At 70.8% G+C, this 14,993-nt stretch carries 10 protein-coding genes; 3 read left to right on the top strand and 7 right to left on the bottom strand.

Features of this window, described 5'->3' with window-relative positions:
- The first annotated feature begins 87 nt into the window (after positions 1-87).
- Positions 88-1,488: an MFS transporter gene (locus tag ACSDR0_RS14615; RefSeq protein ID WP_435289331.1), complete on the top strand. Its 1,401-nt coding sequence runs from the start codon at positions 88-90 to the stop codon at positions 1,486-1,488.
- Positions 1,489-1,698: 210 nt separating this feature from the next.
- On the opposite strand, the gene ACSDR0_RS14610 is transcribed toward ACSDR0_RS14615, so the two are convergent.
- The 4 genes from ACSDR0_RS14610 to ACSDR0_RS14595 are packed head-to-tail and all read right to left on the bottom strand — an operon-like array spanning position 1,699 to position 7,395.
- A complete protein-coding gene (locus tag ACSDR0_RS14610; protein WP_435289330.1) occupies positions 1,699-4,296 on the bottom strand; it encodes a family 78 glycoside hydrolase catalytic domain in 2,598 nt (865 codons plus the stop codon).
- A 20-nt stretch (positions 4,297-4,316) separates the two neighbouring features.
- On the bottom strand, positions 4,317-5,144 hold the full coding sequence (locus ACSDR0_RS14605) for a carbohydrate ABC transporter permease (protein ID WP_435289329.1): 828 nt from the start codon (positions 5,142-5,144) through the stop codon (positions 4,317-4,319).
- Positions 5,141-6,088 (bottom strand): carbohydrate ABC transporter permease, encoded by a 948-nt coding sequence (locus ACSDR0_RS14600; RefSeq protein ID WP_435289328.1) that lies wholly within the window; start codon positions 6,086-6,088, stop codon positions 5,141-5,143. Before ACSDR0_RS14600 ends, ACSDR0_RS14605 begins: the two co-directional genes overlap by 4 nt.
- A 5-nt stretch (positions 6,089-6,093) precedes the next feature.
- Complete coding sequence (locus ACSDR0_RS14595) at positions 6,094-7,395, bottom strand: ABC transporter substrate-binding protein (RefSeq protein WP_435289327.1); 1,302 nt, start codon at positions 7,393-7,395, stop codon at positions 6,094-6,096.
- A gap of 262 nt (positions 7,396-7,657) precedes the next feature.
- Here ACSDR0_RS14595 and ACSDR0_RS14590 point away from each other — a divergent pair, with 262 nt between their 5' ends.
- Positions 7,658-8,695 carry a LacI family DNA-binding transcriptional regulator gene (locus tag ACSDR0_RS14590; RefSeq protein ID WP_435289326.1) on the top strand — a complete coding sequence of 346 codons (1,038 nt, stop codon included), beginning with the start codon at positions 7,658-7,660 and terminating at the stop codon, positions 8,693-8,695.
- Positions 8,696-8,741: 46 nt separating this feature from the next.
- Positions 8,742-9,551: a maleylpyruvate isomerase N-terminal domain-containing protein gene (locus tag ACSDR0_RS14585; protein WP_435289325.1), complete on the top strand. Its 810-nt coding sequence runs from the start codon at positions 8,742-8,744 to the stop codon at positions 9,549-9,551.
- 81 nt (positions 9,552-9,632) lie between these two features.
- Here the strand turns inward: ACSDR0_RS14585 and ACSDR0_RS14580 are convergent, their stop codons facing one another.
- From ACSDR0_RS14580 to ACSDR0_RS14570, 3 genes are all read right to left on the bottom strand, one after another.
- Positions 9,633-10,010: a VOC family protein gene (locus ACSDR0_RS14580; RefSeq protein WP_435289324.1), complete on the bottom strand. Its 378-nt coding sequence runs from the start codon at positions 10,008-10,010 to the stop codon at positions 9,633-9,635.
- 91 nt (positions 10,011-10,101) lie between these two features.
- Complete coding sequence (locus tag ACSDR0_RS14575) at positions 10,102-14,520, bottom strand: molybdopterin-dependent oxidoreductase (protein ID WP_435289323.1); 4,419 nt, start codon at positions 14,518-14,520, stop codon at positions 10,102-10,104.
- A 116-nt stretch (positions 14,521-14,636) separates the two neighbouring features.
- Complete coding sequence (locus ACSDR0_RS14570) at positions 14,637-14,912, bottom strand: hypothetical protein (protein ID WP_435289322.1); 276 nt, start codon at positions 14,910-14,912, stop codon at positions 14,637-14,639.
- Positions 14,913-14,993 lie beyond the last annotated feature (81 nt).

The raw sequence follows: 14,993 nt of genomic DNA, 5'->3' as shown, positions 1-14,993 counted from the left end.
AAGACCACGACGGCCGGAGCGTCAGGAACGGCCGACGGCGCTCGGAGCATCGGGAACGGTGAGTCCGCTGTGGGTCCCGTGGGGCCCGTGGGCTCCGTGGGCCCCACGACCCTCGACGTCCCCGAGGACGCCCCGATCGCCGGAGCCCCAGAAACCCCCGGAACCCTCGGAGATCCCGAAGGACCCGAAGGACCCGGGAGTCCCGGTGCCCCCGGGGGCGAGAAGCGGCCCGAGGGGGCCGATGACGACGGTGGTCTCTGGCGCAACCAGGACTTCCTGCGGCTGTGGACCGGCCAGACCCTCTCCCAGTTCGGCTCGCAGATCTCGTACGTGGCGATCCCGCTGATCGCCGTCGTCACCCTGGGCGCGAGCGCGACCGAGATGGGCATCCTGGGCGCGCTGGTCCGGCTGCCGATGCTGGGATTCCTGCTGTTCGGCGTCTACATCGACCGGATGCGCAAGCGGCCGGTGCTGATCTGGTCGGACCTGGGCCGGGCCGCGGTGCTGGCCCTGGTGCCGCTGCTGTACGTGATGGACAGCCTCACGCTCGGGGTGCTGTACGCGGTCGTGTTCGTCCTGAGCCTGCTGTCGGTGCTGTTCCAGGTCGCCTACCGCTCCTACTTCCCCTCGCTGGTCCCGCTGCGGCACCTGGGTGACGGCAACGGCAAGCTGCAGCTGAGCGAGTCGCTGGCGCAGACCGCCGGTCCCGGCGCGGCTGCGGCGCTGATCAAGGTGGTGGCCGCGCCACTGCTGATCATGATCGACGTGCTCTCCTACCTGTTCTCCGCGATCGCCATCCTCCTCATCCGCAAGCGCGAGGAGGTGCCCACCCCGGACGACGAGACGGCCGGGAGCGTGCACCGGGCGATCTGGGCGGGCTTCCGGTGGGTGATGGACCAGCCGATGATCCGGCCGCTGGCCATCGCCAGCGGGCTGTACTCGTTCTTCGTCATGGGCGCCATGCAGTCGATCTACGTGCTGTTCCTGCTGCGGGGCGGGCCCAACCTGCCGGTGGAGTGGGTGGGGATCGTCATGGCGACCGGCGGCGTCGGCGCCATCCTCGGCGCGACCCTGTCGGTGCGGACCATGCGCCGCGTGGGGATCGGCCCGACGCTGCTGTGGAGCACGGTCATCGGCAACTGCGCGCTGCTGCTGGTGCCGTTCGCGTCGGGGCCGGTCTGGCTGGCCGCCGGGATGCTCGGTCTCTCCCAGTTCGTCGTCTGGGCGAGCAACCAGGTCTTCTTCGTCAGCAACATGACCCTGGTGCAGTCGATCACCCCGCCGCACCTCCAGGCCAGGGTGATCGGCACGATCTACTCCCTCGGACTGATCCCGGCTCCGCTGGGCGCCCTGGGCGCGGGCCTGCTCGGCGAGGGCCTCGGCCTGCGCCCGGCCATCCTGCTCGCGGTGATCGCCGGAGCCATCCTGCCGATCCTGCTGCTGGTCTTCTCCCCGATCCCGAAGGTGAAGGAGATCCCCGGCACCTGAACGAGGTTCCCGCCCCCCGGTCCGGGGGGCGGGACACGGCCTTCCTCCCAGGAACGCGCCCCCCGGAACACGGCCTCTTCCCCGGAACGCGATGCCCCGGAACGCGATCCCTCAGGACGCGACCTCTTCCCAGGAACGCGGCCTCCCACAGGTGACACGGCCCCCGGGACCGCGACCCCTAACAACGTTTCCGGGAGGTCGCGAGTGACGCTACGGCCGGTAGGGGCCGGTGAACGTGTGGGTGCCCGAGCCCACCTCCTTCGGAAAGACCCCCTCGCAGGGCAGGTCCAGCTCCGCGACGGTGCCCGGCGGGACCGTGACGGCGACCGTCAGCGCGCCCCCGGCCACCGTCCAGGCGACCGACGCCGGGCCGTACGGGGTGCGCAGCTCGGCCGAGGCGTGGGTGAGGCCCCCGCCGGGACGCGGGGCGACGCGCAAGCGGCGGTAGCCGGGCGCCGCCGGGGCGAGGCCCGCGACCGTACGGTGCAGGAAGTCGGCCACCGCGCCCAGCGCGTAGTGATTGAAGGACGTCATCTCGCCGAGGTTGACCGATCCGTCCGGAAGCAGGCTGTCCCACCGCTCCCAGATCGTGGTGGCGCCCATGGTCACGGGATACAGCCAGGACGGGCAATCCCGCTGCGTCAGCAGCCGGTAGGCGGTGTCGTGGGCGCCGACCGAGGCCAGGGCGTCGCAGATGAGCGGGGTGCCGACGAAGCCGGTGGCGATCCGGTGGTCGTCGCGGGCGACCAGCTCGACCAGGCGGCGGCCCGCGCGCTCACGCTGACCGGGCTCCTCCAGGAGGTCCAGGTGCAGGGCGAGGGCGTAGGCGGTCTGCGTGTCCCCGGCCAAACGGCCCGAGGGGGTGACGAACTCGTCGCGGAAGGCGGCGCGCACGGCCGAGGCCAGCGCCCCGTAGCGCGTCGCGTCGTCGTCGTGGCCGAGCAGCCCGGCGGTGTCGGCCAGGATGCGGGCGCTCCACGCGTGGTAGGCGGTGGCGACGAGGACGTGGTCGGTGCGTGACTTGCCGGGCTGGTCGGGAGGCGAGGCGGGGTCGAGCCAGTCGCCGAACTGGAAACCCTCGTCCCACAGGTTCTTCGTGGTCAGCGCGGCGATCTGGTCGACCCACGCCTTCATGCCCGGGTACTGCGCCCGCAGCACGCCGAGGTCGCCGAAGCGCTGGTGGAGCACCCACGGCACGATCACCGCGGCGTCGCCCCAGGCCGCGGCCGGCCTGGCGGGGAACAGCAGGTCGATCCAGGGAACGTAGTGCGGGACGGTGCCGACGTCCGCCTGCTCGGCGGAAAGGTCGGCGAGCCACGAGGAGAGCATGCCCGCGCAGTCGTACAGGAAGGAGGCTGTCGGGGCGAAGACCTGGATGTCGCCGGTCCAGCCGAGGCGCTCGTCGCGTTGCGGGCAGTCGGTCGGGATGTCGACGAAGTTGCCGCGCATGCTCCAGAGCACGTTCTCGTGCAGGCGCGTCAGCAGGGGGTCGGAGCAGGTGAACGCGCCGGTGCGCCGCATGTCGGTGTGGCAGACGACCGCCTCGACGTCGCCCGGCCCCAGGTCGCCGGGCCAGTCGATCACCTGGGCGTAGCGGAAGCCGTGGACGGTGAAGCGCGGCTCCCACTCCTCGGTGGTCCCGCCCCCGCGCAGGGTGTAACGGTCCAGGGCGGCCGCGTCGCGCAGCGGCCGCAGCGACAGCGCGCCGTCCTCGAGGACCTCGGCGTGCCGGAGTGAAACGGTGTGACCGGCCGGTCCCTGAACCCGGACGCGCAGGCGGCCCGAGATGTTCTGGCCGAAGTCGAGGATCGTCTCCCCCTCGGGACCGGTGAGCACCTCCACCGGGGAGAGGGTCTCGATCCGGCGCACCGGCGGCCCGGTGGGGGCCACCAGCAGCGCGGGGTCGTGGTCGAGGACGTCGGCCGGCAGCCAGGAGCCGTCGTCGAAGCCCGCCGACGACCAGCCGTCCGGGAGCAGCCGGGCGTCGTGGGTCTCGCCGTCGTACAGGCTCGCGGCGGTGACCGGGCCCGGCGCGCAGCGCCAGCCACCGTCGGTGACCAGCCGGTCGGCCGTCCCGTCGGTGTAGGTGATCTCCAGCTGGGCGATGAGCGCGGTACGGTCGCCGTAGACGCCGGTCTTGCCCCCGTGGAAGCCGAGGCGGCCGCGGTACCAGCCGTCGGCGAGCGTGGCGCCGACGGCGTTGGCGCCCTCCCGAAGCAGGGCGGTGACGTCGTGGGTGCGGTAGCGCAGCCGGTGGCCGTAGCTGGTCCAGCCCGGCGCGAGGACGTCGTCGCCGACCACCTCGCCGTTGATCTCGACCTCGTACAGCCCGTGGGCGGTCACGTACAGGCGGGCCTTCGCGACCGGTCCGCGCACCGCGAAGTCGCGCCGCAGCAGCAGGGCGGGGCCGTCGGGAGGGCCGAGGAGTTCCAGCGGTGGCGCCGCGGCGCCCGCGTGCCAGCGCGCCGGCTCCAGCAGGCCCGTCTCGGCCCAGGACCACGGGCTCCAGCCGGCGGCCGAGCCGTCCCGGCCGTGGACGCGCACACGCGCGCCGCACCGCTGCCGGGAGCCCAACTCCGCCCCCGGCCAGGGGACGAGGACGGAGCGGTCGGACTCGACGACGCCGGTCGCGGTGAGTGTGGCGCCGGTCTCGTCGGCGATCTCTATCTCGTACGCGCGCTGCCGCCAGCCCGGCAGGTCGGTGACGACCGTCCAGGACAGGCGGGGCGCGCTCTCGCCCATGCCGAGCGGTTCGCGGTGATGCTCGAAGCGGGGTGGTTCGACGCGGAGGGCGGGTTCGGTGGTCACGGGGCGTGGAACTCCTCGGGTCAGCCCTTGATGGCACCGGCGGTCATGCCGGACACGATCTTGCGGTTGAAGAAGACGAAGGCCAGCAACGGCGGAATCGTGATCAGGACGATGTCCATGAACAGCAGGTTCCACTGGGTGCTGTAGCGGCTCTGGAAGTTGTAGAGGGTGACCTGCACGGTCGCGTTCTTGTCGCCGGGCAGGAAGTACAGCGGGTTCACGAAGTCGTTGAAGACGGCCACCGAGGTCGTGAGGATCACCGTGATCGTCACCGGCCGCAGCAGTGGAAAGATCACACGGAAGAACAGGCCGAGGCCGGTGCAGCCGTCGATCATCGCCGCCTCGTCCAGTTGCCTGGGGATGGCCGCGACGAACGCGCGAAAGAGCAGCACCGCGAACGACAGGTTGAAGGCGACCTCGACCAGGATGAGGCCGGGCATCGTCTTGAACAGCCCGAGCCCCTGCAGCAGCCAGATGGTCGGCACGATCGCGGGCGGGATGATGAGCCCGGACAGCACCATGAGGTTCACCAGCGCGCCCATCCGGCCCGCCCTGCGCTGCAGCACGAACCCCGCCATCGCCGCGAAGACCACGATCAGCGCGACGGAGGCGACGGTCAGGACGGTGCTGTTGACGTACGCCCGCAGCAGGACGTAGTCCCGGGCGGTCACCACCTCGACGAGGTTGGCCACGATCGGCCAGTTCGCCGGCCAGGCGAAGTCCAGGTCCGCGGCCTGGGTCTTGTCCTTGACCGCGGTCAGCAGCATGAACGAGAAGGGGACGAGGAAGACGACGGCTGCCACGACGAGCACCACCGCCTCGACGCCGGCCTTGCGCAGCGCTCTCACGAGGGGACCTCTCTTCTGCCCAGGAACCAGGTGAGCGGGAGGACGACGGCGGTGACGACGACGAAGAGGATGACGTTGCCCGCGGTGGACAGGCCGTAGAAGCCCGCCTGGTACTGCTTGTAGATGATCGACGCGATGACGTCGCTGGTGAAGCCGGGACCGCCGCGGGTCATCGTCCAGATCAGGTCGAACGAGCGCAGGCCGCCGATGAAGGAAAGGATGATCACCGAGTACGTGGCGGGCCGGCTGAGCGGCAGCGTGATGTGCCGGAACCGGTGCCAGGCGTTGCCGCCGTCCACCGCGACGGCCTGGTAGTAGTCCGGCGGGATGGACAGGATCCCGGCGATGTAGATGACGGTGGCCAGGCCCACCCCTTTCCACACGTCGACCAGCGCCACCGACAGCAGCGCCGTGCTCGCGTCGCCCAGCCAGTCGTGTCCCGAGACGCCCACCAGCGCGAGCGTCCTGTCGACCAGCCCGGTGTCCGGCTTGAGCAGCACACTGAACGTGATGCCGACCGCGACCGTGCTGACCAGCACCGGGAAGAAGACGACCGAGCGCAGGAAGCCGCGCAGGCGCAGCCTCGAGGTGAGCAGCACGCCGAGCAGCAGCCCGAGCACGACCTTCAGGCCGCTGGTCACCACGGCGTAGACGAACGTGTTCTGGAACCCGACGCGCAGGTTCTGCTCGGCGAAGAAGTCCCGGAAGTTGTCCAGCCCGACGAACGTGCTGTCGAAGAGCGTCCACCGGGTCAGCGAGAAGTAGAAGGCCATCGCCGTCGGGACGAGGAAGATCACGACGTAGACGATCCCGGCGGGCAGGTAGAACGCGTACGGGTAGGCGGCGGCGGACCTGTTCCGGGCGGAGCGGGCGCGCCGGCGCTCCGCCCGGGGGCCGGACCCCGCGCCGTGGCGGGATCCGGTGTTCGCGGTGTCCGGTTCCAAGCCGGTCACCACCCCGCGAGGCCCAACTGCTTGGCCTGCTTCTCCACGTCCTTGTCGTACTGCGCGGCACCCTCGGCCGGCGGGGTCAGACCCGAGCCGACCGCGACGGTGATCTGCTCCAGGGCCGGGCCCTTGACCGGGGACAGGAACTCCAGGGCGGGCGCGGTGGCGTCGCCGTCGATGTAGACCTGCAGGTCCTTGGCCACCTGCAGCGCGTCGGCCGGGAGCGTCGAGCCCTTGACCCGGTACGGCCCGGTCGGCGGGACGGCGGAGGTGGCGGCGGCGGTCCCCGCGGGCGAGGCCACGAAGGCCAGGAACCTCTTCACCGCGTCGAGGTGCTCGGTCGTCCTGGCGACGTACACGGCGCCGGGTTCCCAGATCGTGGCCCCGTTCCTGGCCGGATCGTCACCGGGGATCCCGAAGAAGCCGATGTCGGTCGCGACCTGCGGGTTGTCGGCCAGCAGCGGCGGAAGCACGAACGTGAGCAGCGGGAAGTGGGCTCCCTTGCCCGATATCAGGAGTTTCAGCCCGTCGTCGAGGGTCGTCGAGCCGAAGCCCTTGTTGAGGTACCCCTTCCGGTGGACCTCCGCCAGCCGCTGGAACCCGGCCGTGGCCGCGGGGGTGGTGGCGTACTTGGCCTTGTTGGCGGTGAAGTCCCGAACGAAGTCCGGTGCCGCGGCCTGGACGTTGTAGAAGTCGCCCAGCACGAACAGCTGCGAGGTCCAGGTGTCCTTGAACGCGGAGATCACCGGGGTGAGCCCGGCCGCCTTGATCTTCTCGTTGTTCGCGGTGAACTCGGCCCAGCTCTTGGGCACCTGGAGGCCGAGGTCGGCGTAGACCTTCCGGTTGTACATGACGCCGCCGCCCGCGGCCGTCCCCATGGGCACGCCGTAGACCTTCCCGCCCTGCGTCACCACGGGCAGGTAGGACTCCTGCACGTCCTTCAGCACGGGATCGCCGGTCAGGTCGGCCAGTGACTGCGCCGGGTTGAGCGCCTGCAGCAGCGAGCCGGAGTTGTACCAGAACATGTCGGCCATGTCACCGGTCGACAGCCGCGTCTTGACGATGTTGTCGCCCTCGCCGCCCTGCGGCCGGGTCTCGGTCTCGATCTTGATGGTGGGGTTGGTCTTCCGGAAGGCGTCGACGACCGCCTTGGCCGTGACCACGCTCGTCTCGTTGTTGTCGATGAGGAAGGAGAGGGTGACCGCGCCGTCGGCCGCGGGCTCCTCGCCCGAGCCGCAGGAGGTCAGGGCAGCGAGTGCGAGCGCGGCGACGGCCGCGCCCAGCCTGCGGTGATAGGTCTTCATGACGCCGCTCCGGGATTCGATTCAATCGTTTTAAGAGCCCCCGTGTGCGGTTAACGTAGTGTTACAAAAAAGGCGCGTCAAGCCTTATTTTGGGGAACGGTCCTCAATCGAAACACCGTGTCATCAAGCGAATTGCCCTTCCCGCGGCACGAGGTGTGCCGAAAAATGGATAACGTTACCCACCGTCGTCCCAGCTCGGGGCCCGCTGCTCGTACACTCGGCTACGGATCTCGTCCCTGTGGAATCCCGGAGAGGTGGGCCCATGGCCACGCGCGACGGACGACGGCGTGTGACGATCGCCGATGTGGCGGGTCACGCCCAGGTGTCCACCACCGCCGTCTCCAAGGTGCTGCGCAACGCCTACGGCGTCAGCCCGGCCATGCGCGACCGGGTGAAGCTGGCCATCGACGAGCTCGGCTACCGGCCGCACGCGGGGGCACGGGCGATGCGCGGCCGCACCTTCACCATCGGCGTGCTGCTCCCCCACATCAGGAACCCGTTCTTCCCCGAGATCCTCGACGGCCTCACCAAGCAGCTCGGCGGCACCGACTACCAGGTCATCATCGTCCAGGGCGGCACCGACCCGAAGACCGAGACGCGGGCGATCGACGCCCTGGTCGACCGGCAGGTGGACGGCGCCCTCATGGTCGCCCCGCTCAGCTCGAAGGCACGGCTGGAACAGGTCGCGGCGGGCACGCCCACCGTGGTGCTCGGCCGCCACGAGAAGTCGGCGGCCTACGACTCGGTGTTCGACGACGACGACGCCGGGGCCGAGCTCGTCGTCGAGCACCTGATCGCGCTGGGGCACCGCAGGATCGCGCACATCGCGCAGAAGGACGGCAGCCTCGGCCGGGCCGCCGAGCTGCTGCACACGATCAGGGCGGCGACGTACGAGCGCGTGATGCGCGAGCACGGGCTCGGCGACGAGATCGCCGTCGCGACGACCTCCTACGCGGAGGAGGGCGGCTACCAGGGCGCGCTCCAGCTGCTCGCCCGGTCGCCGCGCCCAACGGCGATCTTCGCCGGCGCCGACCTGGCCGCCTTCGGCGCGCTCGCCGCCATCCACGAGGCCGGCCTGACCGTCCCCGCCGACATGTCGGTCGCCGGGTACGACAACACCCGGCTGGCCGCGCTGGCCAACGTGTCGCTGACGAGCGTCGACCAGGACGGCGTCATCATGGGCAGGACGGCGGGACGGCTGCTGCTGGAGCGGATCGAGGGCCGGACGGCGTCGGTGCGTTTCTCCGTCAACCCGACGCTCGTGCCGCGCCGCTCGACCGGCCCGCTGCCACCGGGATGACGGTGCCGTCGTCCTTCACGTCCGACTTCCACCCTGTAGGAGAACCATGACCACACTCGCCGACAGGACCATCGCGGCTCTGCGCGCCACCCACGACGAGCTGGCGGCCTTCGTCAGAGGGCTGGACGCCGCCGACCTCACCCGGCCCTCCGGCTGCTCGGAGTGGACCGTCGCCCAGGTGCTCAGCCACCTCGGCAGCGGCGCCGAGATCGGCCTGGCGACACTGCGCGCGGCGCAGAACGGCCAGGACGCGCCGGGCCAGGACTTCAACCACCCGGTGTGGGACCGGTGGAACGCGAAGGACCCCGGGAAGCAGGCCGAGGACTTTCTCACCGCCGACGCCGACATCGTCTCGGCCTACGAGGACCTCGACGCCGACGCCCGCGAGCGGCTGCAGATCAAGCTGGGATTCCTCCCCATGCCCGGCAGCGTCGCGCTGGTGGCCGGGATGCGCCTGAACGAGACCGCCCTGCACGCCTGGGACGTCAAGGTCGCCTTCGACCCCAAGGCCACCGTCGGGCAGGACGCCGCCGGGGTGCTGACCGACCTGTACGCCGGTCCGCTCGATTTCATGATCGGCTTCATCGGCAGGTCCGACGCCCTGGACCCGCGCGTGGCCACGACCCTCCGGGTCGAGACGACCGACCCCGACCACGTCCTGGGCCTCACCCTCGGGGAGACCGTCGGCTTCAGCGAGGCGCCGGAGACCGCCGACGTCACCCTGTCGCTTCCCAGCGAGGCCTGGTCGCGCCTGCTCGGCGGCAGGCTGGCCCCCGAGCACACCCCGCCGTCGGCGACCGTCACCGGCGACGGCGTCACCCTGGACGACCTCCGCCGGGTGTTCCCGGGCATCTGACGATCGCCCGGCCCGTACCCGTGAGCGGCGCCCTCCCGCGGCGCCGTCCACGGGTTCGCACGGGGCGGCCGGACCCGCCGGTCAGCCGCGGACCAGGCAGAAGGGGTGTCCGGCCGGGTCGGCGTAGATCTGCCAGCCGCGGGTGCCGTCTCCGGCGTCCAGCACGGTGGCGCCGAGCCGGAGGACCTGCCGCCGGGCCAGGTCGAGGTCCTTCACGTCGATGTCCAGATGAAACTGCTGCGGGCGCGCCGGATCCGGCCAGCGCGGTGGCCGATACTCCTTCACTCCCTGGAAGGCGAGCACGAGGCCGGAGTCGGTGTGAAGGGTCGCCCAGTCGTCGTCGAGCGTCCACCGGGGATCGGGCCGGTTGAGCGCGCCACCCAGGAGCGACCGGTAGAACCGGGCGAGGGCCGGAGCGTCGGGACAGTCCAGCACCACGCACTGCAGGTTGCCGATCACACGTACTCCTCGTCGAGAATGCCGATCCCGCGACCCTAATCGGATGCGGCGGTCCCGGCCCGGACGACAAGAACGAGAACGGCGAAGGAACTCAGTACACGTCGCGCACGTAGCGCCTGCTCGTGGCCAGGTGTTTGACGTAGACGGCGGCCGCGTCGTCATCGAGACCGCCGTGGACGGTGGCGATCTCGCGCAGGGTCTGGTCGACGTCCTTGGCCATCCGGCTGGCGTCGCCGCAGACGTACAGGTGTGCGCCGTCCTGAAGCCAGGACCAGAGCCGGCCACCGTGCTCGCGCATGCGGTCCTGGACGTAGACCTTGGCGCGCTGGTCGCGGGAGAAGGCGAGGTCCAGCCGGGTCAGCAGGCCGTCGCGGCGTGACGCGTCGAGCTCGTCACGGTAGTAGAAGTCGGTGGAGCGCCGCTGCTCGCCGAAGAAGAGCCAGTTGCGGCCGGAGTGCCCCAGTGCCCGGCGCTCGTCCAGGAAGCCGAGAAAGGGCGCGACGCCCGTACCCGGGCCGATCATTATCATCGGGGCGGCCGGATCCGCCGGGGGGCGGAAGTGCCTGTTGCGCTGGACGAACACGGGCACGGAGGTGTTCTCGGGACTGTCGGCCAGGAAGGACGAGCACACCCCTCTGCGCGGCGTACCGCGCGGGTTGTCGAAGCGGACGACCGAGACCGTCAGGCGCACCCGGTGGGGGTCGACCAGCGGGCTGGAGGAGATGGAGTACAGGCGCGGCCTCAGGCGTTTGAGAACGCCCGCCCACTCCTGGGCCGTGGCCCGGACGTGGAGTTCGCCGGCCACGTCGACGGCCTGGCGGCCCCAGGTCCACTTGGCCAGCTCGCCCCCGTTGCCCGAGCGCAGGAACCGGGTGAGATCGCGGTCGCGGGTACGTTCGGCGACGAACCTGAGCAGGCCGGGAGTGATCTTGGTGATCTCCAGGTGGCTCCGCAGGGCCTCGCCGAACGGGAGGGAGCCGAGACCGGAGATCTCGACGGGGTCGGCGGCGTCGAGACCGGTCACGGCCAGCCATTCGGCGACCAGGTCGGCGCTGTTGACCGGCAGCACCCCGAGCGCGTCACCGGCCTGGTAGGTCAGCTCGCCGCCGGTGTCGAAGGTGAACTGCCGCACCTCCTTGGCGGATCCGGGCATGCTGAGCAGCCGGTTACCGGTCAGGGGGGCGCTGAGGGGCGCGTCCCTGCCGGACCCCGCCGACGGCTCACGATCCGAGGAGGCCGACCCGGCACCCACGGACGCCGGCCCGGGACCCGGCAACGTCGAACCGGGATCGGAGAACGTCGAGGCGGGGCTTGGGAACGTCGGGCCGGGAATGGAGAACGTCGGGCCGGAGCCTGAGGGAGCCGAGCCGAGACCCGAGGGAGCCGGACCGAGACCCGAGGGAGCCGGGCCGAGGCCCGACGGTGCCGCTCCGGGGCCTGCCGAGGATGCCGGATCGGGGCCCAAGGAGGCCGGCCCGGGATCCGGGAGCGTCGATCCGGAACCCGGCAACGTCGAACCGGGTTCCGCCCGCGGCGGCTCGGGCTCCGGGTTCGCCGGGGACGGGACGGAAGGTTCCGCGAGGGTGGTGAGCAACCGCTCAAGCCAGCCGAGGGCCAGCGAATGGTCATCGGGCTCGCAGTCCAGGCGGGGTGCCAGCCGCACGGCGCCCAGCTCTTCGAGGCGCTGGTCGAGCCGTCGCCCGTGGCCGCAGAAGTCGTCGTAGCTGGAGTCACCGAAGGCGAGTACGGCGTAACGCACGCCGTCGAGCCGGGGTGCGCCGGACCCGATGAGGGCCTCCCAGAACCCGACGCCGTTGTCGGGGGCCTCGCCGTCGCCGAAGGTGCTGGAGATGACGAGCAGGTCCGTGCCACGGGGGATGGCGGCCGGGGCGCAGTCGGCCATGCTGACCAGCCGGGGGTTCCGCCCGGCGCCGATCAGCCGGTCGGCGCTGGTGGTGGCGAACTCCTCGGCGTTCCCGGTCTGGGAGGCCCACAGGACGACGACGTCACGCGCCGACACCTGATCGCCGGTCTCTCCTTGAGGTGACGGCGCGACGGTGCGGGAGAACATACCGGCCAGCACCCCGTTGATCCACAGGGCGTGGGCGGGGTCGACGGGGGCGTGGTCCGGCAGGACCGGCACCGCCGTACCCGTGGATGCCGTGCCGCCGAGGCCGGACATGAAGCCGGACAGGTAGCGGCGCTCGTGGTCGGCGAGCACCGGTGGCACCAGGTCGGTCAGCCCGAGCAGGCCGGCCAGCGCGGCGATCCGCTCGGACCCGCCGGGCGTCCGGGGGGCCGGGAGGTGTTGCGGAGCCGCGGGAGGTTCCTCCGAGGCGGCGCCGCCCGCCTCCGAGGCGACCCTGGTCAGGGAGACCGCGCACACCTTGAACTCGGGCTGGAAGGAGATGGGGTCGACGGCGTCGCTGGTGACCGCGTTGACGCTGAGGTACTCGCCGAACAGGTCGTTCCAGTGGAACGGCGCGAAGCAGTTGCCCTGCATGACGCGGTCGGTCAGGCGGGCGGGCAGCACGGCCCTGCCGCGCCGGGAGGCGATCGTCACCAGGTCGCCCTCGCCGATCCCGTGCTCGGCGGCGTCTCGCGGGTGGATCTCGACGAAGGGCCCGGGGTTGAGCCTGTTGAGCTTGGCGACCTTTCCCGTTTTGGTCAGGGTGTGCCACTGGTGCTGCAGCCTGCCGGTGTTGAGGACGAAAGGGTAGGCGTCGTCGGGCAGCTCGGCGGCGGGCAGGTACGGGCGGGGAAGGAAGGCGGCCCGGCCGCTCGGGGTGGCGAAGGCGAGGCGCGGCCGGCTGCCGTCGGGCCGGATGAGCGGCGCCTGGCTGATGCCGTCGTTGAGGTAGCGGACGGGATTGCGGTCACCGCCACCCGGCGGGCTCGGCCACTGGACGGGGGTCTCGCGCAGCCGCTCGTAGGTGACGCCCCGCAGGTCGTAGCCGGTCTTGGGATTCCAGGCCCGCTTGATCTCCTCGAACACCTCCTCCGCGCTGCTGTAGGAGAAGGCGTCCTCGAAGCCCATCTCGCAGGCGACGCGGGCGATGATCTGCCAGTCGGGCAGCGCCTGTCCCGGCGGTTCCACGGCCTGCTCGAGCAGGGTGAGGTTCCGCTCGGAGTTGACCATCACGCCTTCGGTCTCGGCCCACATGGCCCCGGGCAGGACCACGTCGGCGTAGGCGTTGGTCTCGGTGGCGGCGAAGACGTCCTGGGTGACGACGAACTCGGCGGCCTCCAGGCCCGCGATGACGGTCCTGCGGTTGGCGACGCTGGCGACCGGGTTGGTGCAGATGATCCAGCACGCCTTGATCTCGCCCTCGGCCATGCGCGAGAACATCTCGATGGTCCCCTGGCCGACCTCGGTGCGCAGGGTGCCGGGCGGCAGGTCCCACAGCTCCTCGGTGAAGTGGCGGTCCTCCTCCACCAGCACCGAGCGCTGGCCGGGCAGGCCGGGCCCCATGTAGCCCATCTCGCGTCCGCCCATGGCGTTGGGCTGGCCGGTCAGGGAGAACGGGCCGCTGCCAGGGCGGCAGATCGCGCCGGTGGCCAGGTGCAGGTTGCACAGCGCGTTGGTGTTCCAGGTGCCGTGCGTACTCTGGTTGAGCCCCATCGTCCAGCAGCTCATCCACTCCCCCGCCGCGCCGATCCACTCGGCCGCCCGGCGCAGGTCGTCCTCGGGGATGCCGGTGAGGGCCGCGACCGTCTCGGGAGGGTAGTCCCGCAGAAACTCCGGCATCGCCTCCCAGCCGTCGGTGTAGCGCTCGACGAACTCCCGGTCGACGTGGCCGCCCTCGACCAGCAGGTGCAGCAGTCCGTTGAGCAGGGCCAGGTCGGTGCCCGGCCTGATCTGCAGGAACAGGTCCGCCTTGTCGGCGGTGGCGTTACGGCGGGGATCGACCACGATGAGCTTGGCACCGGCCTTGACCCGCTCCATCATCCTCAGGAACAGGATCGGATGGCAGTCGGCCATGTTCGCGCCGATCACGAAGAACAGGTCGGCGTGGTCGAAGTCCTGGTAGGAGCCGGGCGGGCCGTCCGACCCCAGTGACAGCTTGTAGCCGCTGCCCGCGCTGGCCATGCACAGCCGGGAGTTGGACTCGATCTGGTTGGTGCCGACGAAGCCCTTGGCGAGCTTGTTGGCCAGATACTGCGCCTCCAGCGTCATCTGGCCGGACACGTAGAACGACAGCGCGTCCGGCCCGTGCTCGTCCAGGATCTGCCGCAACCGGCGCGCGGTCTCGTTGATCGCCACGTCCACGCCGGTCGGCACGGGCTCGGCGCCCCGGTCGGGCCTGACGAGCCCGCTTTCGAGGCGGCCGGGGGCGGCGAGCATGTCCGCGGTGGTGGCTCCCTTGGTGCACAGCCGACCGGCGTTGGCCGGATGGCTCCTGTCTCCGGAGGCCTTGACGACCCGGCGCCGCCCGTCCACCTCCAGGACGATCCCGCAGCCGACGCCGCAGTACGAGCAGACCGTCTTCACTTTCTCTGACGCCGCCATAGGTCCCTTCTCCCTGAGCAGGGGCCCGTGACACCCTCCGCCGAACAGCGGGGACGCCAAAGCCGCATCGGGCGGATCCAACGACGGAAACATAAGAAACAGGCGTTACGCAGACGTCACAGACGTTCGCGCCCGACTGTTACATCCACCTCACCGCCGATCTCCCCCGGCCACGTCCGGGTCTCTTCAAGGCTCCCGGCATGGCTTCCTTCGCCTCGAACACGGGATTGAGTGACCGAATCAATGATCACGTGCTGGAACACGCGTTCCAGCGCCTCGCGGGCGTTGTCGGCCAGGATCGGCGTCGGCGGGCTGAACTGGACAACGTTGCGATGGTCGTTATGCAGCCTCTGCAGCCATTCCTCACCCAGGGGTTCGACGCCCTCTTCCACGAGTTGAGGTGCCCAGCAGATTCCGGACAGTCAGCTACATAAGCTGACAGAAGTCTGGAAGAGGTAGGTACGTGACGAGGC

This window comes from Streptosporangium sp. G11, assembly GCF_051192615.1.
Taxonomy (GTDB): Bacteria; Actinomycetota; Actinomycetes; order Streptosporangiales; family Streptosporangiaceae; genus Streptosporangium.
This window is presented reverse-complemented; position numbering and strand designations above follow the sequence as displayed.

Coding starts and splice junctions, on each gene's coding strand:
- ACSDR0_RS14595 (WP_435289327.1), bottom strand. CDS start 7,395: ATGAAGACCTATCACCGCAGGCTGGGCGCGGCCGTCGCCGCGCTCGCA.
- ACSDR0_RS14590 (WP_435289326.1), top strand. CDS start 7,658: ATGGCCACGCGCGACGGACGACGGCGTGTGACGATCGCCGATGTGGCG.
- ACSDR0_RS14585 (WP_435289325.1), top strand. CDS start 8,742: ATGACCACACTCGCCGACAGGACCATCGCGGCTCTGCGCGCCACCCAC.
- ACSDR0_RS14575 (WP_435289323.1), bottom strand. CDS start 14,520: ATGGCGGCGTCAGAGAAAGTGAAGACGGTCTGCTCGTACTGCGGCGTC.